This is a genomic window from Lysobacter sp. P5_C4 (genome assembly GCF_054049695.1).
Genome location: NZ_JBFULX010000004.1, coordinates 157,896 through 176,494 on the forward strand (window position 1 = coordinate 157,896; position 18,599 = coordinate 176,494).

16 protein-coding genes and 1 pseudogene are annotated in these 18,599 nt (G+C 67.3%); 7 read left to right on the forward strand and 10 right to left on the reverse strand.

The genetic code is table 11. The annotated features are described in order from the left end of the window. The first annotated feature begins 14 nt into the window (after window positions 1-14). From ACXJJ8_RS11110 to ACXJJ8_RS11125, 4 genes are all read left to right on the forward strand, one after another. Complete coding sequence (locus ACXJJ8_RS11110) at window positions 15-299, forward strand: hypothetical protein (protein WP_499029902.1); 285 nt, start codon at window positions 15-17, stop codon at window positions 297-299. After that, window positions 296-973 (forward strand): fumarylacetoacetate hydrolase family protein, encoded by a 678-nt coding sequence (locus ACXJJ8_RS11115; protein ID WP_499029905.1) that lies wholly within the window; start codon window positions 296-298, stop codon window positions 971-973. The genes ACXJJ8_RS11110 and ACXJJ8_RS11115 overlap by 4 nt, the downstream gene beginning before the upstream one ends. A 37-nt stretch (window positions 974-1,010) precedes the next feature. Continuing rightward, entirely contained in the window at window positions 1,011-1,415 is a 405-nt protein-coding gene (gene mscL, locus ACXJJ8_RS11120; protein ID WP_499029908.1) for a large conductance mechanosensitive channel protein MscL, read from the forward strand. 100 nt (window positions 1,416-1,515) lie between these two features. Then, window positions 1,516-2,943, forward strand: a complete 1,428-nt coding sequence (locus ACXJJ8_RS11125; RefSeq protein WP_499029911.1) for a M28 family peptidase — start codon at window positions 1,516-1,518, stop codon at window positions 2,941-2,943. Window positions 2,944-3,033: 90 nt separating this feature from the next. On the opposite strand, the gene ACXJJ8_RS11130 is transcribed toward ACXJJ8_RS11125, so the two are convergent. The 5 genes from ACXJJ8_RS11130 to nudE all read right to left on the reverse strand — a co-directional run bounded on the left by ACXJJ8_RS11130 (window position 3,034) and on the right by nudE (window position 5,934). Then, the gene (locus ACXJJ8_RS11130; protein WP_499029914.1) at window positions 3,034-3,366 is read right to left on the reverse strand and encodes a hypothetical protein; all 333 of its coding nucleotides are present in this window, start codon (window positions 3,364-3,366) and stop codon (window positions 3,034-3,036) included. Between the two features lie 99 nt (window positions 3,367-3,465). After that, the gene (locus ACXJJ8_RS11135) at window positions 3,466-3,765 is read right to left on the reverse strand and encodes an Mpo1-like protein (protein WP_499029917.1); all 300 of its coding nucleotides are present in this window, start codon (window positions 3,763-3,765) and stop codon (window positions 3,466-3,468) included. Continuing rightward, complete coding sequence (mazG, locus tag ACXJJ8_RS11140; protein ID WP_499029920.1) at window positions 3,762-4,580, reverse strand: nucleoside triphosphate pyrophosphohydrolase; 819 nt, start codon at window positions 4,578-4,580, stop codon at window positions 3,762-3,764. Before mazG ends, ACXJJ8_RS11135 begins: the two co-directional genes overlap by 4 nt. Continuing rightward, window positions 4,577-5,380: a 3'(2'),5'-bisphosphate nucleotidase CysQ gene (gene cysQ, locus ACXJJ8_RS11145; protein ID WP_499030540.1), complete on the reverse strand. Its 804-nt coding sequence runs from the start codon at window positions 5,378-5,380 to the stop codon at window positions 4,577-4,579. The genes mazG and cysQ overlap by 4 nt, the downstream gene beginning before the upstream one ends. Continuing rightward, complete coding sequence (gene nudE, locus ACXJJ8_RS11150; protein ID WP_499029923.1) at window positions 5,377-5,934, reverse strand: ADP compounds hydrolase NudE; 558 nt, start codon at window positions 5,932-5,934, stop codon at window positions 5,377-5,379. The genes cysQ and nudE overlap by 4 nt, the downstream gene beginning before the upstream one ends. Before the next feature lie 17 nt (window positions 5,935-5,951). On the opposite strand from nudE, the gene bioA reads away from it, so the two are divergent. Both bioA and ACXJJ8_RS11160 read left to right on the forward strand, forming a co-directional pair. Continuing rightward, window positions 5,952-7,325 carry an adenosylmethionine--8-amino-7-oxononanoate transaminase gene (gene bioA, locus ACXJJ8_RS11155; RefSeq protein WP_499029925.1) on the forward strand — a complete coding sequence of 458 codons (1,374 nt, stop codon included), beginning with the start codon at window positions 5,952-5,954 and terminating at the stop codon, window positions 7,323-7,325. Continuing rightward, window positions 7,325-8,071: a 16S rRNA (uracil(1498)-N(3))-methyltransferase gene (locus ACXJJ8_RS11160; RefSeq protein WP_499029928.1), complete on the forward strand. Its 747-nt coding sequence runs from the start codon at window positions 7,325-7,327 to the stop codon at window positions 8,069-8,071. Before bioA ends, ACXJJ8_RS11160 begins: the two co-directional genes overlap by 1 nt. Here the strand turns inward: ACXJJ8_RS11160 and ACXJJ8_RS11165 are convergent. From ACXJJ8_RS11165 to ACXJJ8_RS11175, 3 genes are read right to left on the reverse strand one after another with little or no spacing between them, the layout of a single operon-like run. Then, window positions 8,068-8,568: a chemotaxis protein CheW gene (locus tag ACXJJ8_RS11165; protein WP_499029931.1), complete on the reverse strand. Its 501-nt coding sequence runs from the start codon at window positions 8,566-8,568 to the stop codon at window positions 8,068-8,070. The two genes, ACXJJ8_RS11160 and ACXJJ8_RS11165, sit on opposite strands and share 4 nt — an antisense overlap. Window positions 8,569-8,588: 20 nt before the next feature. Then, on the reverse strand, window positions 8,589-10,241 hold the full coding sequence (locus ACXJJ8_RS11170; RefSeq protein WP_499029934.1) for a chemotaxis protein CheB: 1,653 nt from the start codon (window positions 10,239-10,241) through the stop codon (window positions 8,589-8,591). Next, a complete protein-coding gene (locus ACXJJ8_RS11175) occupies window positions 10,234-12,606 on the reverse strand; it encodes a response regulator (protein WP_499030542.1) in 2,373 nt (790 codons plus the stop codon). Before ACXJJ8_RS11175 ends, ACXJJ8_RS11170 begins: the two co-directional genes overlap by 8 nt. Window positions 12,607-12,737: 131 nt before the next feature. Between ACXJJ8_RS11175 and ACXJJ8_RS11180 the strand changes: the two genes are divergently transcribed. Beyond that, complete coding sequence (locus tag ACXJJ8_RS11180) at window positions 12,738-13,328, forward strand: pentapeptide repeat-containing protein (protein ID WP_499030544.1); 591 nt, start codon at window positions 12,738-12,740, stop codon at window positions 13,326-13,328. A gap of 487 nt (window positions 13,329-13,815) precedes the next feature. Here the strand turns inward: ACXJJ8_RS11180 and ACXJJ8_RS11185 are convergent. Beyond that, window positions 13,816-16,536, reverse strand: a pseudogene (locus ACXJJ8_RS11185) (FimL-related protein); the annotation flags it as partial. A gap of 33 nt (window positions 16,537-16,569) precedes the next feature. Beyond that, window positions 16,570-18,570 carry a methyl-accepting chemotaxis protein gene (locus tag ACXJJ8_RS11190; protein ID WP_499029937.1) on the reverse strand — a complete coding sequence of 667 codons (2,001 nt, stop codon included), beginning with the start codon at window positions 18,568-18,570 and terminating at the stop codon, window positions 16,570-16,572. Window positions 18,571-18,599 lie beyond the last annotated feature (29 nt).

Below are 18,599 nucleotides of genomic sequence, written 5' to 3' on the forward strand. Positions count from 1 at the left end.
CACGGCCCCCGACGATGATCGCTTTCACGCACCGCTTCGATTCCACCGCGTTCCGCAACGCCTTCGCGCCGCGCAAGCCGCGTCGCCCGTGGTTGCGCGTGTTGTTCGGCCTGGTCGGCGTGGCGCTGCTCGTCGCGCTGGTGGCCGTGAGCGTCGTCGTCGGCGTCGCGATGATCTCGGCAGGCCTGTTGATCAAGCTGTGGAAGTCGCGCAATGCGCGCGTGTCGCGCGACGCGCGCGTGCTCGAAGGCGAATATCGCGCCGTCCGCAACGACAAGCACGCCCTCCCCGCCCCATGAGCGACGTCGTCGCGCCTACCGCGCCGGTGCGCATCCCGGTGCGCGGCGGCGGCACGTTCCCCGTGCGCCGCGTTTACTGCGTCGGCCGCAACTTCGCCGACCACGCGAAGGAAATGGGCGCCGCGGTGCCCGCATCGAAGGCCGAACGCGGCACGCCGGTGTTCTTCGCCAAGCCTGCCGATGCCGTCGTGATCGATGGCGTCGTGCCCTACCCGCCGGGCACGAATGCGCTGCACCATGAAGTCGAACTCGTCGTCGCCCTCGGCGAGGGCGCAAGCGTGTTCGGTTACGCCGTCGGCCTCGACCTGACGCGCCGCGACCTGCAATCCGCCGCCAAGGCCAAGGGCCTGCCGTGGGACACGGGCAAGGGGTTCGACTACTCCGCGCCGGTGGGCGAACTCGTGCGCGCCGAGGCGATCGAGCCCCTGGCTTCACGGCGCATCTCGCTGGAGGTCAACGGCACGCAGCGCCAGGCCTCCACGCTCGACCAGCGCATCTGGGACGTGCCCGAGATCATCGACGAGCTCTCGAAGCTCTACGCGCTGAAAGCCGGGGACCTGATCTTCATGGGCACCCCCGCCGGCGTGGGCCCATTGCAGCCCGGCGACGTCTTCACCGCCTGCATCGACGGCCTGCCCGCCCTCCGCGGCCGCATCGACCCGCCGCTGCGCTAACCTCGCCCGACCGGCCTGTCGCCGGGGGAGGACGCGCATGGGCATGCTCTCGGAGTTCAGGGAATTCATTGCACGCGGCAATGTCGTCGACCTCGCGGTCGCCGTCGTCATCGGTGCTGCGTTCGGCAAGATCGTGACGGCATTGGTCGACGGCATCGTCATGCCGATCATCGCGATGATCACGGGCGGCGCGAGCGTTGCCGACTGGAAATACGTCGTTACCCCGAGTGTCACCGATGCCGCAGGCAAAGTGCTCACGCCCGAAGTCGCGTTCAAGTACGGCCTGGTGTTGCAGACCTGCATCGACTTCCTGCTGATCGCCTTCGTGATCTTCCTCGTGCTCAAGGCCTACAACCGCGTACGCGCCCCGGCGCCGGAAGCAGCGACGGCCGAAGAGGTCCTGCTGCTGCGCGAGATCCGCGATTCGCTCAAGACGCGGTAGGCGGCCTCCGGTCACGCGCGAACATGACCAGCGGCACCCCTGCCGGACAGGGGTCCGCTGCTACGCTCGACGTCTTTCCGCCAGCAGGGGTGTGTCCGCAATGCGCCTTGTCCCGACGATGCTCGCCACCGTTCTCGCAACCACCCTCGCCGCAGCGCAGGCCGCGACGCCGGCCGCGCAGACGACCACGATTTCCGCGGCTGCCATCCAGCACGCCACGCAACTGCGCGACAAGGCCATCGACGACGACACCGGCTACAAGATCGTCGAATCGCTGACGACCGAAGTCGGCCCGCGCATGGCGGGCAGCGAAGCCGATGCACGCGCCGTCGCGTGGGCGGTCGCGAAGTTCAAGTCGCTCGGCTTCGACAAGGTGTGGACCGAACCGGTGACGTTCCCGATGTGGGTGCGCAACAGCGAGTCCGCGGAAGTGTTGGGCGAGCATTCGCAAAAGCTGACGCTGACCGCGCTCGGCGGCAGCCCCGGCGGCACGGTCGAAGGCGAAGTCGTGCGTTTCGCCGATCTGAAATCCTTGCAGGCCGCGCCGACCGGTTCGCTCAAGGGCAAGATCGCCTTCATCGATGTCCCGATGGCGCGCGCGAAGGATGGCAGTGGTTACGGCATGGGGTCGCAGATTCGCGGCGCGGGTCCGTCGGCGGCGATCAAGGCCGGGGCATCTGCGTACCTCATGCGCTCGGCGGGCACCGATTCGCACCGCAACCCGCACACCGGCATCACGCATTTCGACGACGGCCTGACGCCGATTCCGTCGGCCGCATTGGCGACGCCGGATGCGGAACAACTTTCGCGCCTGGTGGCGCTCGGCAAGCCGATCAGGGTCAAGGTCGCGCTCGATTGCGGTTATGGCGGCGATGCGACTTCGTACAACGTGATCGGCGAGATGCGTGGTCGCAGCAAGCCCGATGAGGTCGTCGTGATCGGCGGGCACCTGGATTCGTGGGATCTCGGCACCGGCGCGATCGACGACGGCGCGGGTGTCGCCATCGCGATGGGTGCGGGCAAGTTGATCGGCGACATGAAGCAGCGCCCGGCGCGCACGATTCGCGTGGTCGCATTCGCCAATGAAGAGCGGGGCCTGTTCGGCGGGCGCGCTTATGCGGAGAAGCATGGTGCCGATGTGCGCAAGCATCAGATCGGGGCGGAAAGCGATTTCGGCGCGGGCCGTATTTATGCGTTCAGCACGAGTGCGCCGGAGCGTGCGTTGGGTGCGGTGAAGCAGATCGCCGATGTGTTGGCGCCGCTCGGGATTGCGTATACGCCGGGCGAAGGTGGGCCGGGCCCCGACGTGAGTCCGTTCGCGGGCAATGGGATGGCGTGGGCTGCGTTGCGCCAGGACGGCACCGATTACTTCGACTATCACCACACGCCGGATGACACGCTCGACAAGATCGATCCGAAGGCGTTGGCGCAGAACGTGGCTGCGTACGCGGTGTTTGCGTACCTGGCGGCGGATGCGCAGGGTGACTTTGGCAGCGAGGCGAAGAAGGTCACGCCGCCGAAGGAATAAGTTGCGCTTGAGCCCCTCTTCCACCGGGAGAGGGGTGCTTGCAGCCGATCGTTGAGAGCGCGTGTGGGCACCTCAGCCCGAAGCCTGTCCCTAGAGAACCTCGACTCTGGTAGCCCGGAGGAGAATCGCTTCCTGCTGGAAATCCCGCTCCATCCTCTCTCTGAACGCGGCCCACCATGCCTGGTCGAGCCCGTCGATCATCACTTCGAACAGGATGACATCGTCGCGGGAGACCGACCCATCGCCCGTGTCCCAGGCACCCACCGCGGGCGAGCGAACGTAGGCGGTGACGCCCCCGAATTGCGCGATCAGTTCCGCCCGCACCGCATCAAACCGTGCTTTCGCGAACGGCTTACCGTCGTTGTCGCTGAGCGGAAGCAGCAACTGGATGAGGTGTGTCGCGTCGGGGAGTGCGTCGGCCATGGACGCAGTGCAGCAAGAACGCCGTGATGACGGCGCGTAAAAAAACAAACGCTTTGCACTTTGGCGAAAACGATCGGCTCCTTGGCTCGGGTGAACGCTTCAGACCTTCACCCGCCCCCGCAGTACGTCGACAAACATCACCCAATCCCCGACGAACGAGTAGATCGGATGCTTGAACGTCGCAGGCCGATTGTGTTCGAAGAAAAAGTGTCCAACCCAGGCAAACCCATACCCGCAGAAAAGCGCCGCAAGCAACCACCACGCATTGCCCGACGCAATCGCAACCCCCAACAACACCAACACCCCGCAACTCCCGACGAAATGCAGCCGCCGGCACACCACGTTCGCATGCTCCCCGAGATAAAACGGATAAAACTCCCGGAAACTCGCGAACTTCATTTCGACTCCGACCGCTTCGCACGCACCCAATACGCATCCTGCGCATCCAGGTCCAACGTCGACAGATGGATGCCCTCCGCCGCCGCCATCACCTCCATCAACCGGAACCGCCGCTCGAACTTCAGATTCGCCCGCCGCAACGCAGACCCGACATCCACCTTCGCGTGCCGCGCGATGTTCGCGCACACGAACAACAGATCCCCGATCTCGTCCTCCAGGCGATCCCGCGCGAATGCATCCGTGGGATCGGCCGCAACCGCATCGAACTCCGCCCGCACCTCGTCGATCTCCTCGTGCAACTTCTCGATCACAGGCTTGGGCCCCGGCCAATCGAAACCGACCTTCGCCGCCTTGTGCTGCAGCTTCACCGCGCGCTGCCACTCCGGCAACCCGCGCGCGATGCCGGCCAATGCACTCGTGTCCTCATGCCCCGCGGCATCGCGCTCGCGGCGTTTGTGCTCTTCCCACGCAACCGTCTGCGCCGTCGCATCACCCACCTGCGCGTCGGCGAAGACATGCGGATGCCGGCGGACCATCTTGTCGCAGATCGCGGCGACGACATCGCCGAAATCGAACGCGCCCTGCTCTTCCGCCATCCGCGCATGGAACACGACCTGTAGCAACAGATCACCGAGCTCGTCGCGGAGCCCCGGCAGATCCTTGCGATCGATGGCGTCGGCGACTTCGTATGCTTCCTCGACCGTATACGGGGCAATCGTCGCGAAGGTCTGCTCGACATCCCACGGGCAGCCGCCAGTCGGATCGCGCAGGCGCGCCATGATCTGCAGCAGCGCATCGATATCCGGCTTGCTCATGCGCCCAGCCACTCGCGCCACGGCAATTGCGGATCGCCCAGCGCGAGGAAATCGCCGTTGAGGATCGTCTCGCGCTGGTTGTAGCGCAGCGGACGTCCCTTCGGGTCGACGACCAATCCACCGGCGGCCTCCAGCACGATCTGCCCCGCCGCCGTATCCCACTCGCTGGTCGGCCCGAAGCGCGGATACACATCCAGCCCGCCATCGGCGAGGCGGCAGAACTTCAGCGAAGACCCCAGGCCCAACGGCTCGGTCGGTCCGAGCTTCGCGATGAAGGCATCGGTGCGTTCGTCGCGATGCGAGCGGCTTGCCGCGACGCGCAAAGGCGCAGTCGCCGGGCGACGCGAGGCGATCATGCGTTCGCGCGCGCCATCCCGATGCAACGCCGGCCCGCCGCGCGAGGCGTGCCACAGATCGCCCGTCACCGGCGCCTGCACGACGCCGAAGATCACTTCGCCGTCTTCGATCAGCGCCAGGTTCACCGAGAACTCGCCGTTGCGCTTAACGAATTCGCGCGTGCCGTCGAGCGGGTCGACGAGCCACAGACGCCGCCATTCGCGGCGCATGTGCCATGTCGTGTCTTCCGCGGCTTCTTCCGACAACACCGGAATCTCGGGCGTCAGCGACTCCAGGCCTTCGACGAGGATGCGGTGCGCGGCGAGATCCGCCGCGGTCAACGGGCTCTGGTCGGACTTGCGCTCGACATCGAAGGGCTGCTCGTAGATCGCGAGGATCGCGACGGCGGCCTGTTCGGCCAGGCGAATCGCGCCTTCGCGCAGCGTGTCGTCGATCTTCATCATCGATTCGCCGCCTGCGTGCGCAGCCATTCGCGCACGACGAACAACGCGGCGATCGACCGGCCTTCGGAGAAATCCTCGCGCAGGATCAACTGGTCCAGCGCATCGAGCTTCCATGGAATCACTTCGAGTTCCTCGGGTTCGTCGCCGGGCAGGCGTTCTTCGTACAGATCGCGCGCGAGCACCAGGTGCGTCTGGTGGCTCATGTAGGTGGGCGCGAGCGTGATCGACCGCAGCACCTGCAAGGAGCGTGCGCCGTAGCCGGCTTCTTCCTTCAGTTCGCGGTCGGCGGCCTGTTCGGGCGTTTCGCCGGCGTCGATGCGGCCCTTCACCAGGCCCAGTTCGTAACGATGCATGCCCGCGGCGTATTCGCGCACCAGCAGCGCGGTGTCCGCATCGAGCATCGGCACGACGATCACCGCCCCGTGGCCGCGGCCGTGAAGACGCTCGTAACGGCGGCGCTCCCCGTTGTCGAACTCCAGGTCCAGGCGCTCCATGCGCCAGGGGCCGGCGTCGTGCTCGGTGATGCCGTGGATGGTGGGCAGGCGGCGGGTCATGGACGCAGAATGCACTTATGGACAGCTTCGACCCGATGATAACGCGCGACCTGACGGTGCTGTGGCACCCCTGCACGCAGATGCGCGAACACCCCGCGGTCCTGCCGCTCGTGCCCATCGCGCGGGGCGAAGGCGCGTGGCTCGTGGGCACCGACGGGCGCCGCTACCTCGACGCCGTATCGAGCTGGTGGACCAACCTGTTCGGCCACGCCGAGCCGCGCATCGCGCGCGCGATCGCCGAACAGGCCGGCACGCTGGAACAGGTGATCCTCGCCGGCTTCACGCACGAGCCCGCGGTCGCGCTCGCCGAACGCTTGCTTGCACTCGCCCCGCGGGAGCCCGGCCGCGCGCCGCTCGCGAAGGTCTTCTACGCCGACAACGGCTCGGCGGGCGTCGAAGTCGCGCTGAAGATGGCGTTCCACTGGTTCCGCAATGCCGGGCAGCCGCAGCGCACGAAGTTCATCGCGCTGGAAAACGGCTATCACGGCGAAACCATCGGCGCGCTCGCGGTCGGCGATATTCCGCTGTATCGGCGCGTGTATGCGCCGCTGCTGGCCGAAGCCCTCTTCGCGCCGTCGCCGGACGCCTATCTGGCGGTCAATGGCGAAACACCCGTCGATTGTGCAGAACGCGCGGCCGAGGGGTTGCGCGACATTCTCGAACGCCACGGCCACGAAGTCTGCGCGCTCATCCTCGAACCCATCGTGCAGTGTGCCGGCGGCATGCGCATGCACGATCCGGTCTACCTCAAGCGCGCGCGCGAACTCTGCGATGCGCATGGCGTCTTCCTCATCGCCGACGAAATCGCGGTGGGCTTCGGCCGCACCGGCACGCGCTTCGCGTGCGAGCAGGCGACGATCCAACCGGACCTGATGTGTCTGTCGAAGGGCTTGACCGGCGGCTTCCTGCCGCTCGCGGCGGTGCTCGCGACGCAGGCGATCTACGACGGCTTCCTCGACGATTCGCGCGAACGCGCCTTCCTGCATTCGCACAGCTACACCGGCAATCCGCTCGCGTGCGCGGCGGCCTTGCGTGCGCAGGCGATCTTCGACGAAGACGACGTGCTCGTGCGCAATCGCGCGACGGCTGCGCGCATGGGCGAACTCGCGGCGTCGGTGGCGCAATCGCCGCACGTCGCCGATGCGCGCCAGGCCGGGATGATCCTCGCGTTCGAACTCACGAAGAACGGCGACAAGGCCACGCCGTTCGATGCGTCCTCGCGCGTTGGACTGCATGCGTATCGCAAGGCGCTCGAACTCGGTGTCGTCTTGCGTCCGCTCGGTGACATCCTGTATTGGATGCCGCCGTACTGCGTCGATGACGATCAACTCGAATTGCTCGCGCGCACGACGCGCGAGGCCATCTTCCACGCCACGAAGGATGCCGCCTGATGCGCACCACGCGTGTGTTCGTCGACATGCCGCTGAAGCCGGGCGCCATCCTTTCGTTGCCGGAGGATGCCGCCGCGCATCTGGTTCGCGTGCTGCGCCTGCAGGAAGGCGATGCGTGCGTGCTGTTCAACGGCGATGGCGCTGACTATGCGGCGTCGTTGTTGGTCGCCAATAAGCGTAGCGTGGAGGTCCAGGTCGGTGCGCGCCGCGAGGTCGACAACGAATCGCCGCTGCGCATCGCACTCGTGCAAGGCATCGCGCGCGGGGAAAAGATGGACTGGATCCTGCAGAAGGCGACCGAACTCGGCGTCGCTTCGGTGCTGCCCGTGCAGAGCGACCGCAGCGAGGTGAAACTGGAAGCCGAGCGCGCGGTGAAACGCCTCGCACACTGGCGCAGCGTGGTGATCTCGGCGTGCGAGCAGAGTGGCCGCGCGCGGGTTCCGGAAATCGCGGTCGTGCAAGCCTTGTCGGGCGTCGCGAACGCGCTCGCGTCGCCGCATCGCTTCCTGCTCGATCCCGAAGCGCGGGACACGATCGCCACGATGCCTGCGATCGACGGCGCGTGCGTGCTTGCGGTCGGCCCGGAAGGCGGATGGTCGGAACGCGATCGCGCGACGTTGCAGGCGGCAGGCTTCAAGGGCCTGCGGCTGGGACCGCGCGTGTTGCGAACGGAGACGGCCGGCATCGCCGCGATCGCGGCGTTGCAGGCGAGGTTCGGAGATCTTGCCTGGCGAGGGCTGGGTTAGGCGGCCGACGCCGTCAGCGCTTCGCCGATCAAGGCTTCGACGCGCTCCAGGTCCGGCAGTAACGCGTGGTCCTCGTTGAGCAGCACGCGCGCCTGCACGCCTTCGGGCAACTGTTCGTCGGGGTCGCCGGCGTCGGTCACCACGGTTTCGCGCGACACCGTCACCAGGCGCGGGAAGCCCTGGGTCAGCATCGCGAAGTACGGCGCCTTCGAATCGCCACCCAACGCCTTGAGCACGATGACCTTGCTGCCGAGGCCGCCGGCTTCGCCACTGGCGATGCCGGACAAGCGCGCGAACGCGATCAGCGGCAACTGCCAGCCGCGCCAGCGGATGCGGCCGAGCATCCAGTCGGGCGTGTTGGCGATCGGTTCGGGGTCGGCGTAGGACATCACCTCGGCGATCGTCGCGTTCGGCAGCAGCAAGCGGCCGCCGGCGATCTGGATGAGCACGCCCCGGACGTCGTGCGTTTGATGGTCTGCAGCTTGGGCGTTGGACATCGCGTTCGTTCTCGCTGGGTTCAAGCCGGCCAGCGCTGCAGCAGCGACTGGACGAGTTCCTGGGGTGCCGCGGCCGTGGCGCCGCGTGCGGACAGCGCCATCGGTGCGGCCGCGTCATAGCAACCGTCGGGCGATTGGCCGGCGACGAGCGCGCCGCGCGCGGCGTGCGCGATCGCGGCATCGACGAGCGTGGGATCGGCGCCGCTGAGCATCAGCACGGCGGAGTCTTCCGCCGGCAGTGCGTCGAGCAGCGAGAACCCGGGCGCGAAATTCAAACCGTGCGAGCCATCCAGGCCGAGCTCGGGCGGCACGATGTACACGTTGCCCGGGAAGATCTTCGTGCTCGCCTCGGCCAGATGCACCGGCAGGATCGACGCGCGCGCCATCTGCTGCACGAGGCGATCGTAACGGCCACCGTCCAGGCGCTGGCTGATGAGCACCGGACGCGGGAAGCCGATGGGCAACGCGGTCAGGATCTGGCGCACCGCATCGGGGCCGCCGATCCCGGCGAGGATGAGCACCGCGCCGGGATGGTCGTCGTTGGAGACCCCTGCAAGCGCGAGCGAGGAGATCTTCTGCTCGAGCGCGTCGAGGTTCTGCTTGAACTGCGCGGCGACCGGCGCGTCGTCGATGCGTTGGGTCGCGGGCGCGTCGCTGAGGTCTTCGAGCGAGAGATTGCGGAAGCTGGGCGCCGCACGTTCGGCCTGCTTCGGCGTCGGTGGCGCATCGATGGGCGCGATGTCGAAGCCCATGCTCGGGAGGGCTTCCTTCGGCGCGAAGTCGCGCGCGGGGGGAAGCTCGGCGGGCATTTCGACGGCGCTGAAGTCTTCCGACGGTGCGTTGCCGAGATCGCGCAGCAAGCTGTCGAAGTCCTGCGCCGTTTCGCGGAAGGACGGCGTCGCGGCTTCGAACGTCGGCGTGTCGCCGGCGAAATCCAGGTCGTTGATATCGTCGGTGAAGCTGAGCGCGCCGTACTCGGACGCAACTTCAGCAGGTGCCTGCGCAATGGCGGTCGCAGCAACCTCCAGTTGCGCCGCCTCGAAATCCGGAAGTTCGAAGGAGAAGGTGTCTTCCTGCGTTTCCGCAGCGACGGGCATCTCGAAGATCGCTTCGACTTCGGGCATCGCGACGACCGCATCGATCGCCGGCATCTCGTATTCGACCGCTTCGACCAAAGGCGCACCGATCGCCGCTTCGCGTGGCACCTGCGCGACGATGTCGTCGGCTTCGGCCACGAAGGTCGCGATATCGGCGTCGGCGTGGCGCTCTTCCGGCTTTTCCGGGCGACCCGGGCGCGGCAACGCATGGGCGTCGGGTTCGCGACCCGGCGGCAGCACGTCGTCGTGGCGATGCAGTTTCGCGGACAGATGGCGCACCCACCGGGCGGCATCCCAACCTTCGCGGCGCGCGGCGAGATCGGCTTCGTCGAAGATCACTTCGATCGCGCGGTCGGCCAGCACGTCGTCGAACTTTTCCAACGCGTCTTCCACCGCCGGGTCCAGCGCGACGAGCACTGTTTCCACCGCGGCGATGCGCAGGGCTTCGGGATCGATGACCGACGGATCGGCTTCGATCACCACGTCGCCGCCGGCTTCGCGCAGCGCGGCGCGCAGGCGCTCGCAGGCTTCACCGGGGCGCGCGAGCAACGCGACGCGCGGGGAGGAATCAGCCATTGCGCGGACCACCCTGTTCGGCGAGCAGTTCGAACACGTTGCGCAGCAATTCGTGCTCCTGGTACGGCTTGCCGAGGTAACGCTCCACGCCGATGTCGAACGCGCGCTGGCGGTGCTTCTCGCCGGTACGCGAGGTGATCATGATGATCGGCACGTTGCGCAGGCGCGGATCGGCCTTCATCGCGGTCGCGAGTTCGTAACCGTCCATGCGCGGCATTTCGATGTCGAGCAGCATCAGGTCGGGCACGCGCTCGTCGAGTTTCTCGAGTGCGTCGACGCCGTCCTTCGCGGTGGCGACTTCGAAGTTGTGGCGTTCCAGCACGCGGCCGGTGACCTTGCGCATCGTGACCGAGTCGTCGACCACCATGACGAGCGGGACGCGGCGCGCTTCGACCTGCGGTGCCGGCGCGACATCGCGCGGCATCGAAGCCTGGCGGCGCACGAGCGGTGCGACGTCGAGGATCACGACGACCGAGCCGTCGCCCATGATGGTCGCACCGAAGATGCCCGGCACCGAACCCACCTGCGGGCCCACCGGCTTCACCACGATTTCGCGGTTGCCGACGACCTGGTCGATGCTCACCGCCGCGCGCAGTTCACCCGATCGGATGAGCAGCAGCGGCATCTGCAACTGGCCTTCGGCCTTCGCAGCGGCGTGGCCGAGCAACAGGCCCAGATCGTGCAGGCCGTACTCTTCGCCGCCGTAGCTGTAGTGCTCTTCGCCCGAAAGCTGTTCGCGGCCGATGCGGCCCACGCCGCGCACCGAAGCGATCGGGACCGCGTAGGTGGTTTCGCCGATCTTGACGAACACCGCCTGCGTGACAGCGAGCGTCTGCGGCAGGCGCAGGGTGAACGTCGTGCCCTCGCCGTGGCGGCTCTTGATGTCCAGCTGGCCGCCGAGCTGGCGGACTTCGCTGGCCACCACGTCCATGCCCACGCCGCGGCCGGCGAGGCGGCTGACGGTGTCGGCGGTGGAGAAGCCCGGCTCCATGATCAGCGCGTCGAGGTCGGCATCGGCCAGGACCGCGTCGTTGCGGATCAGGCCGCGCTCTTCGGCACGCTTGCGGATGGCGGTGCGATTCAGGCCCGCGCCGTCGTCGCCGACTTCCAGCACGACTTCCGACCCTTCGCGGCGCACCGCGATGCGGATCGTGCCTTCTTCGTTCTTCTTGTGCTTCTTGCGATCGGCCGGTGCTTCCAGACCATGCGCGACGGCGTTGCGGAGCATGTGCTCCAACGGCGCGGTCATGCGCTCGAGCACGTTGCGATCGAGTTCGCCCTGCGCGCCTTCCAGTTTGAGCTGCACGTTCTTGCCGGTTTCGCCCGCCGCCTGGCGGACGACGCGACGCAAACGCGGCACGAGCGCATCGAAGGGCACCATGCGCGTGCGCATGAGGCCTTCCTGCAGTTCCGAGCTCACGCGCGACTGCTGGAGCAGCAGCGTTTCGTACTGGCGCGTGAGGTCTTCGAGCGATCCCTGCAGCGAGGTCAAGTCCGCGGAGGACTCGGCCAGGCCGCGGCTGAGCTGTTGCAGGTTGGAGAAGCGGTCGAGTTCGAGCGGATCGAACTGCGTGTCCGCCGTGTCCTCGCGCTGGTAGCGCGCGATGATCTGCGCTTCGGTTTCGATGTCCAGGCGGCGCAGCTGATCGCGCAGTCGCGCGTTCGTCTGTTCCATTTCGCCCATCGCGCCGCGGAAGGCGCCGAGCTGCTGTTCCAGGCGCGAGCGGTAGATCGCCACTTCGCCCGCGTAGTTGACGAGGCGGTCCAGCAGGTCGGCGCGGATGCGCACCTGTTCCTGCGGGGCGCGCACGGTGCCGTCGTCGTCGTCGCCCGCCGGCTGCGAATCCACCGGCGCCGACAGCGGCTTGAGTTCGATCTTCGGCGTTTGCACCGGGCGTTCGTAAGCGGCCTCGGCTTCCGGCTCGTACGTGCGGCCCTTGGCGCGTGCGTCGAACTGCGCGATCAACGCATCCGGCATCGAGATCGCACGACGTTCGGAAACGCGCGTGACCATCGCATGCAGGCGGTCGAAACCGCGTTCGAGCAACGGAATGCCGTCGCGACCGAGTTCGGAGCGATGTTCGACCACCGCTTCGAGCAGCGATTCCATCGCGTGGCCGAGTTCGCCCACGGCCATGATGCCGGCCATGCGCGCGCCGCCCTTGAGCGTGTGCAGGTCGCGCTGCAGGCCGACCAGGTGTTCGCGCTCGGTCGGGCCTTCGCGCAATTGTGCGAGCAGGCCGTCGGAATGATCGAGCAGGTCGCCGCCTTCTTCGCAGAAGATGTCGACGAGTTCGGGATCGAGGTCCGTGAGGTCGAGCGCTTCGTCCGGATCGCCGTGGCCGGCCATCGCATCGGCGAGCATCTGCGCGACGGCGGGTTCGGATTCGGCGTCGACGGCGGGTTCTTCCACCGGCGCGATCTGTTGCGCGGCTTGCGCGGCGGCATGCTCGCGCTCGGCGCGTTGCGCTGCCTCTTCGGCTTCGATGCGCGCGTATTCGGCTTCTTCTTCGGCCGCAATGCGTTCGGCTTCGACGCGTTCGGCTTCCACGCGTTTGGCTTCGACGCGCTCGGCTTCGACGCGTTCGGCTTCGACGCGTTCGGCTTCGGCGCGTTCGGCTTCGGCGCGTTCGGCTTCGGCGCGTTCGGCTTCGGCGCGTTCGGCTTCGACGCGTTCGGCTTCGACGCGTTCGGCTTCGACGCGTTCGGCTTCGACGCGTTCGGCTTCGACGCGTTCGGCTTCGACGCGTTCGGCTTCGATGCGTTCGGCTTCGATGCGTTCGGCTTCGGCGCGTTCGGCTTCGATGCGTTCGGCTTCGGCGCGCTCGGCTTCGGCGCGTTCTGCTTCGGCGCGTTCGGCTTCGATGCGTTCGGCTTCGGCGCGTTCGTAGGCAACGCGTTCGGCTTCCAGGCGCTCCGCGGTTTCCAGCGCGTGCAGGCGCTGCTCCGCTTCCAGGCGCTCGGCCTCCAGACGCTCGGCATCGAGCAACGAGGCTTCCAGCGCGGCCTGCGCATCCGCCGTGCCCGCATCCAAAGCGTCGCTGGACGCCAGCGAGATCTCTTCGATCTCGGGCGATTCCAAGGTGATCGATTCGATCGACGCTTCGTCGAATGTCAGTTCGGCGCGCATCTGGTCGTGCGTCGGCGTTTCCATCTCGCCGTCGAGCACGATCTCCTCCAGCACGATTTCTTCGATCTCCTCGTCGGCGTCGCCGACCGGCAGGCCGGCGTCGACCGGAATGTCCTGCGCTAGATCGAGGAACGCCGAGAGATCCTCGGACGCGACGATGTCGTCGGTCGTGGGGACTTCGGCGGAGTCGAGCGCGGCCGCGTCGTCCTGCAACACCAGGCCGGTGTCGACCGGTGCTTCGCCAGCGAGATCCGTGAACCCCGACAGATCGATGCTGCCCGTGAGTTCGGCCGCTTCCAGCTCGACCGGTTCGGTCGGCAGCAGCGGCATCTTCGCTTCAGGCAGCGAATCGCGCAGTTCCATGACCTGGCGCGAAAGCGCTTCGAACACCGGCACGCGCGGCGTGTCGGACTGCAACGCATCGACCGTGCGGCGGATCGCTTCGGCGGCCGCGGCCAGCGCGGCGACACCCTGCACCGTGGGCAGCGCGTGCGCGGCGAGCATGCGCTTGATGTAGGTTTCGGCGGGACCGGTAAGGTTGGTGATGGCCGGTACTTCTGTCATCGCGAACGCACCGTTCATCGTGTGCATCGCGCGCAGCAGCGCGTCGTTGGCAGCGATCGGGTGCGCTTGCGCCTGCGCAAGCCACGCATCGATGGTGACGAGGTGTCCACTCACTTCGGTGCCGAGGATTTCGAGCAGCACCGGGTCGACCCGCGCGGCGATCGTCGGTTCTTCGTCCGCGACGACGATCGGTTCGGCTGCGACTTCGACGATCGTTTCGACGGTGGCGTCGGCGACCGGCGCGGCCACTTCGGCGATCGGCGCAGCCGAAGCGACGTAAGTGACTTCTTCGCCCGCGGCGACGCGTTCGGCGATCGCTTCGATGCCGGCGAGGTCCGCCGTCAGCGGCGCTTCGCCGCGCAATGCCGCATGCAGGTGCGGCAGCGTGTAGAAGGCCTGGTCGACGAGCGCGATGACCGCGTCGCTCGGCGGGCGCGTGCCATCGAGCACGCGGTTGAGCATGTTCTCGATCTTCCAGCTGAACTCGCCCAGCGTCTTCGCGCCGACGAGGCGGCCCGACCCCTTGAGCGTGTGGAAGACGCGGCGGATCGGACGCAGCTTGTCGTTGTCTTCCGGTGCCGCGCGCCAGAGCGGCAGCATGGATTCGAGATGGCCGATCTCTTCCTCGAATTCCTCGAGGAAGACCTCGCGGATTTCGTCGTCGATGTCGTCGCTGGTCGCTTCGAAACCGCCTGCGGCGCCGGTGGCGACGGGTGCGTGCGCAGCAACGGGCGCTTCGGCGACGGGCTGCGTCGGCTCGGAGGCGAACGCGATCGGACTGTCGGCGGCGACGCGCTGCGTCGGCTCGGACGCGATCGTGATCGCGCCTTCGGCGTCGGTGCTGGCGCCGATGTCAAACGACCCTTCGGCTTCCGGCGCGGGCGCCGCTTCCACCGCCGGCAACGGCCAGTAGTGCAGCGTCTCCAGGCTCTGACGCGCGATGTCGAGGATGCCTTCTCGGTTCGGGCGCTTGTCGCGCATCGCTTCGAGGTAGTACTCGATGGAAGCGAGCGCGTCGGCGAGCGTGTCGAGCTGCTGGCCGTTGGGCACGCGCTTGCGCGCGAGCAGTTCGTTCTGCGTGTAGCGGCCGACGCCCTTGAGGTATTCGGCCGGCTGCGGGACTTCGAGAATGCGCAGCGCGCCGCCGACTTCATCGAGCAGGCGCGGCACGTCGACCAGTTGCGAATGGTCCCAGCTGGTTTCGACGAAGGCGACGAAGGCCTGGCGCGCGTCGGCGAAGTTGGCGATCGCCTCGCGGATCAGGATGTCGAGCACCTTGCGCGATTCGGCACCGATCGTGTCCGACTCTTCGCTGTCGGCGCGGCCAAGGCGTGCGACCTGATCGTCGAGCGAGGCGTCCACGTAAAGCAGCGCGCCGGCGATGTCGAGCAGCGCGCCTTCGTCGGCGGAACGGTTGCCCGCGACGATCTCATGCATCGCATCGCGCTGTTGCAGCACGACGTTGCGCGCGACGCCCAGGCCCATCATGCCGAGCGTGTCGGCGACGCGGCTCAGCGCTTCCACTTGCGGCTGCAGGTCGGCGACGCCGGTCTGCTTGGTGCGCAGGTGCAGGTCGAGCGCGTCCTTGACGCGCAGCAGGTCTTCCTTGATCGCGGCGGCGACGGTGTCGAGCAGCGCGCGATTGCGCCCGCTCAGGCTGCCGCGGGCGTGTGCGAGTTCGGATTCGGTCGGCTTTTGCGAGGCCAGGTCGAAGGTGTCGCGCAACGCATCCAGGGCGTTGTGCGCCTGTTCGTTGTGGGCGACGTGATAGAGCAACTGGCGGGTCGGTTCGGCCGTGGGTTCGCCGCGCGGGGCGTTGAAACCATCGCCTTCGAAGATGTGGCGCGCTTCGCGTTCGACACCGGCGAAGGCTTGGCGCAGCGCCTTGGTCGCGGGCAACGCGCCATCGCGCAATGCCGTGGCGACCGACGAGGCCACCCACAACATGCGGCGCGTGGCTTCGTGGTCCGCGCTTTCGAGCAGGCCGTCGATCGCCTTCGCGATGCCGCCGATGTTGGTCGGCGTGCCGTCTTCCGGCCATTGCGCGAGTGCGTCGCGCAATGCGGACAACTGCTGGCCGGCCATGAGCTGGCGGCTCTGGCGCGGCAGCGCCATCGGCGCGGGCAGGCTTTCGGGCAGCGGGCGGTCGAGGTTGGGCGCGAACAGCACGCTTTCGCTCAGGCCCGTTTCACCGCGCGCCGCACGCAGTTCGTTGAGCAGCGGCAGCAGGACGATCGGAATGTCCTTGTGGCCGCCCTGCAGACGCTCGAGGTAATCGGGCAGCAGCACGACACCGCGCATCAGTGCGGCGCAGGCCTCGTCGCGATCCGCCACCGCGCCGACCGCACCTTGCGGAACGACCAGGGCGAGCGCGAGGCGCTCCATTTCCTCGGCGACCATCGCCGGGGCATACAGCTCCACCATCCGCAGCGTCCCGTGCACCTGGTGCAGGAAGCTCGCGCAGAAGCGCATGTAGTTGGTGTCGGAGGGATCTTCGGCGAAGGCCTCGATGTCCCTGCGCGCCTGGCGCAGGGTCTCGTCGATCTCCGGCTTGATCCAGCCGAGCGTGGTGGTGTCGATGGCGTCGCGCAACGCGGTCATGCCGATTGGTTCCTTGCAGCAGCTGCCGCGTTCTTAGGCGGGCAGCTTGAAGTCGGCGACCGAACGTCGCAGGTCGGCAGCGAGCTGGGCCAGGTTGCCGATCGACTCGGCCGTCTGGCTCGCGCCCTGCGAGGTCTGCGAGGTGATCTGCTGAATGGTGTTCATCGTGGCGGTGATGTTCGCCGCGGCGCCGGACTGCTGCTGCGCCGCGGTCGAAATGCCCTGGATGAGGTTCGACAAGTCGGACGACACCTTTTCGATCTCGCCCAGCGCCGTACCCGCGTCTTCCGCCAGGCGTGCACCGGCGACCACTTCGGAGGTCGTCTGTTCCATCGAACTCACCGCTTCGTTGGTGTCGGACTGAATCGTCTGGACCAGCGTTTCGATTCGCTTCGTCGCGTTGGACGCGCGTTCGGCGAGTCGCTGCACTTCGTCCGCCACGACCGCGAAGCCGCGGCCCGCTTCACCGGCGGAGGCCGCCTGAATTGCGGCGTTCAGCGCCAGGATGTTCGTCTGCTCGGAGATGTCGTTGATCAGTTCGACGATCGAGCCGATTTCCTGCGAGCTTTCGCCCAGGCGCTTGATGCGCTTGGAGGTTTCCTGGATCTGGTCGCGGATCGAGTCCATGCCCGCGATCGTCTGGCGCACGACGCCGGCGCCCTTGGTCGCGATCTGCACCGAGCGCTGCGCCACGTCCGCCGATTCGGCCGAGTTGCGCGACACCTGGTTGATGCTCGCCGCGATCTCCGTGATCTTGTCGGAGGCCGAGTTGATTTCCTGCGCCTGGTGTTCGGCGGCTTCGGCCAGGTGCATGGCGGTCGCCTGCGTTTCCTGCGCACTGGAGGCCACCTGCACCGAGGTGTCGTTGATCGTCGCCACGAGGCTGCGGAGCTGTTCGACCGCGAAGTTGATCGAGTCGGCGATCGCGCCGGTCATGTCTTCGGTGACCGTCGCCTTCACCGTCAGGTCGCCTTCTGCGAGCGAACCCATTTCGTCGAGGAGGCGCATGATCGCCTCCTGGTTGCGGTCGTTGAGTTCCTTGGTGGTGTCGAAGCGCTTCTGCTGCGCGCGATACAAGGAGAACAACAGGCCGAGGATCGAGATGACCAGCACGACGCCCGAGCCGAGCGTGACGAGCGGGTGGCCGATCGGGTTGGTGCTCTTGACCGAACCGAAGGCGGTCAGCGCATCGAACAGGCTCTTGCTGTCGTCGAGCAGGGCGTCCGAACCGGTGGTGATCGATGCGGCGGCCGACTGCGCGGCGAAGAGGTTGCCCGAGCCTGCGAGGATCGCGTCGAGGTCCTTCTTCATTTCCGTCCACAGGACGTTGGCCTGGCCCAGCGAGCTGATCGCAGCGTTGTTGGTCAGCTTCTGCACGTTGGCCGAACCGCCATCGCGCAGGCCCTTGAGGACGTTTTCGAACACGTCGGTATCGCGCTTGAGCGCGTCGCCTGCGAGCGACGCGGTCGCGCCGCCGGCGCGGATCTGCGTGACGCGCTGGGCCATGGTGGATGCGAGCACCACCTGGCGCAGGGCGATGTAGACCTGCGAGGAGGGTGCGCCACCGGCGGACATCGCGCGCACGACTTCGTCGAGCTGCGCCTGCAACTGCGGGACCTTGGCGGTGAACTTGTCGGCGTGGCCGGCGAATTCGACGACCGTCTTCTCCGCGCCGATCACCTGGTCGGCACTGCGACCCAGCGGGGCCCACGTGGCGGCGACCTTTTCGATCGGGCCCGGGACTTCCTTGCCGTAGTCGTTGCGCAGGCGGGCGACGCCTTCTTCGATTTCGCCCTTCGTGGTCTTGAAGGACGCGATCGCCTCGGGCTTGCCCGACACCGCTTCACGACCCTGGACCGCGAGCTGCTGCGACAACACCTGCAGGCTGGCCGCGTTGGCGTTCGCGCCGGCCAGCTTGGAGCTGCGGTACGTCGCATACGCAATGTTGCCCACCAACAAGACCAGCGACAGGCCCATCAAGCCGATCCACGCCGTCGTGCCGATGCTGCGGCCCTTTTCCATCATCGTGCTCATGTCGAACCTCTATGTCTTGCAGAAGCGGC

What these genes read in the sequence shown, in the direction of transcription:
- ACXJJ8_RS11110 (WP_499029902.1), top strand. Translation starts at nt 15, where the DNA reads ATGATCGCTTTCACGCACCGCTTCGATTCCACCGCGTTCCGCAACGCC.
- ACXJJ8_RS11115 (WP_499029905.1), top strand. Translation starts at nt 296, where the DNA reads ATGAGCGACGTCGTCGCGCCTACCGCGCCGGTGCGCATCCCGGTGCGC.
- mscL (WP_499029908.1), top strand. Translation starts at nt 1,011, where the DNA reads ATGGGCATGCTCTCGGAGTTCAGGGAATTCATTGCACGCGGCAATGTC.
- ACXJJ8_RS11125 (WP_499029911.1), top strand. Translation starts at nt 1,516, where the DNA reads ATGCGCCTTGTCCCGACGATGCTCGCCACCGTTCTCGCAACCACCCTC.
- ACXJJ8_RS11130 (WP_499029914.1), bottom strand. Translation starts at nt 3,366, where the DNA reads ATGGCCGACGCACTCCCCGACGCGACACACCTCATCCAGTTGCTGCTT.
- ACXJJ8_RS11135 (WP_499029917.1), bottom strand. Translation starts at nt 3,765, where the DNA reads ATGAAGTTCGCGAGTTTCCGGGAGTTTTATCCGTTTTATCTCGGGGAG.
- mazG (WP_499029920.1), bottom strand. Translation starts at nt 4,580, where the DNA reads ATGAGCAAGCCGGATATCGATGCGCTGCTGCAGATCATGGCGCGCCTG.
- cysQ (WP_499030540.1), bottom strand. Translation starts at nt 5,380, where the DNA reads ATGATGAAGATCGACGACACGCTGCGCGAAGGCGCGATTCGCCTGGCC.
- nudE (WP_499029923.1), bottom strand. Translation starts at nt 5,934, where the DNA reads ATGACCCGCCGCCTGCCCACCATCCACGGCATCACCGAGCACGACGCC.
- bioA (WP_499029925.1), top strand. Translation starts at nt 5,952, where the DNA reads ATGGACAGCTTCGACCCGATGATAACGCGCGACCTGACGGTGCTGTGG.
- ACXJJ8_RS11160 (WP_499029928.1), top strand. Translation starts at nt 7,325, where the DNA reads ATGCGCACCACGCGTGTGTTCGTCGACATGCCGCTGAAGCCGGGCGCC.
- ACXJJ8_RS11165 (WP_499029931.1), bottom strand. Translation starts at nt 8,568, where the DNA reads ATGTCCAACGCCCAAGCTGCAGACCATCAAACGCACGACGTCCGGGGC.
- ACXJJ8_RS11170 (WP_499029934.1), bottom strand. Translation starts at nt 10,241, where the DNA reads ATGGCTGATTCCTCCCCGCGCGTCGCGTTGCTCGCGCGCCCCGGTGAA.
- ACXJJ8_RS11175 (WP_499030542.1), bottom strand. Translation starts at nt 12,606, where the DNA reads ATGCTCGCCGATGCGATGGCCGGCCACGGCGATCCGGACGAAGCGCTC.
- ACXJJ8_RS11190 (WP_499029937.1), bottom strand. Translation starts at nt 18,570, where the DNA reads ATGAGCACGATGATGGAAAAGGGCCGCAGCATCGGCACGACGGCGTGG.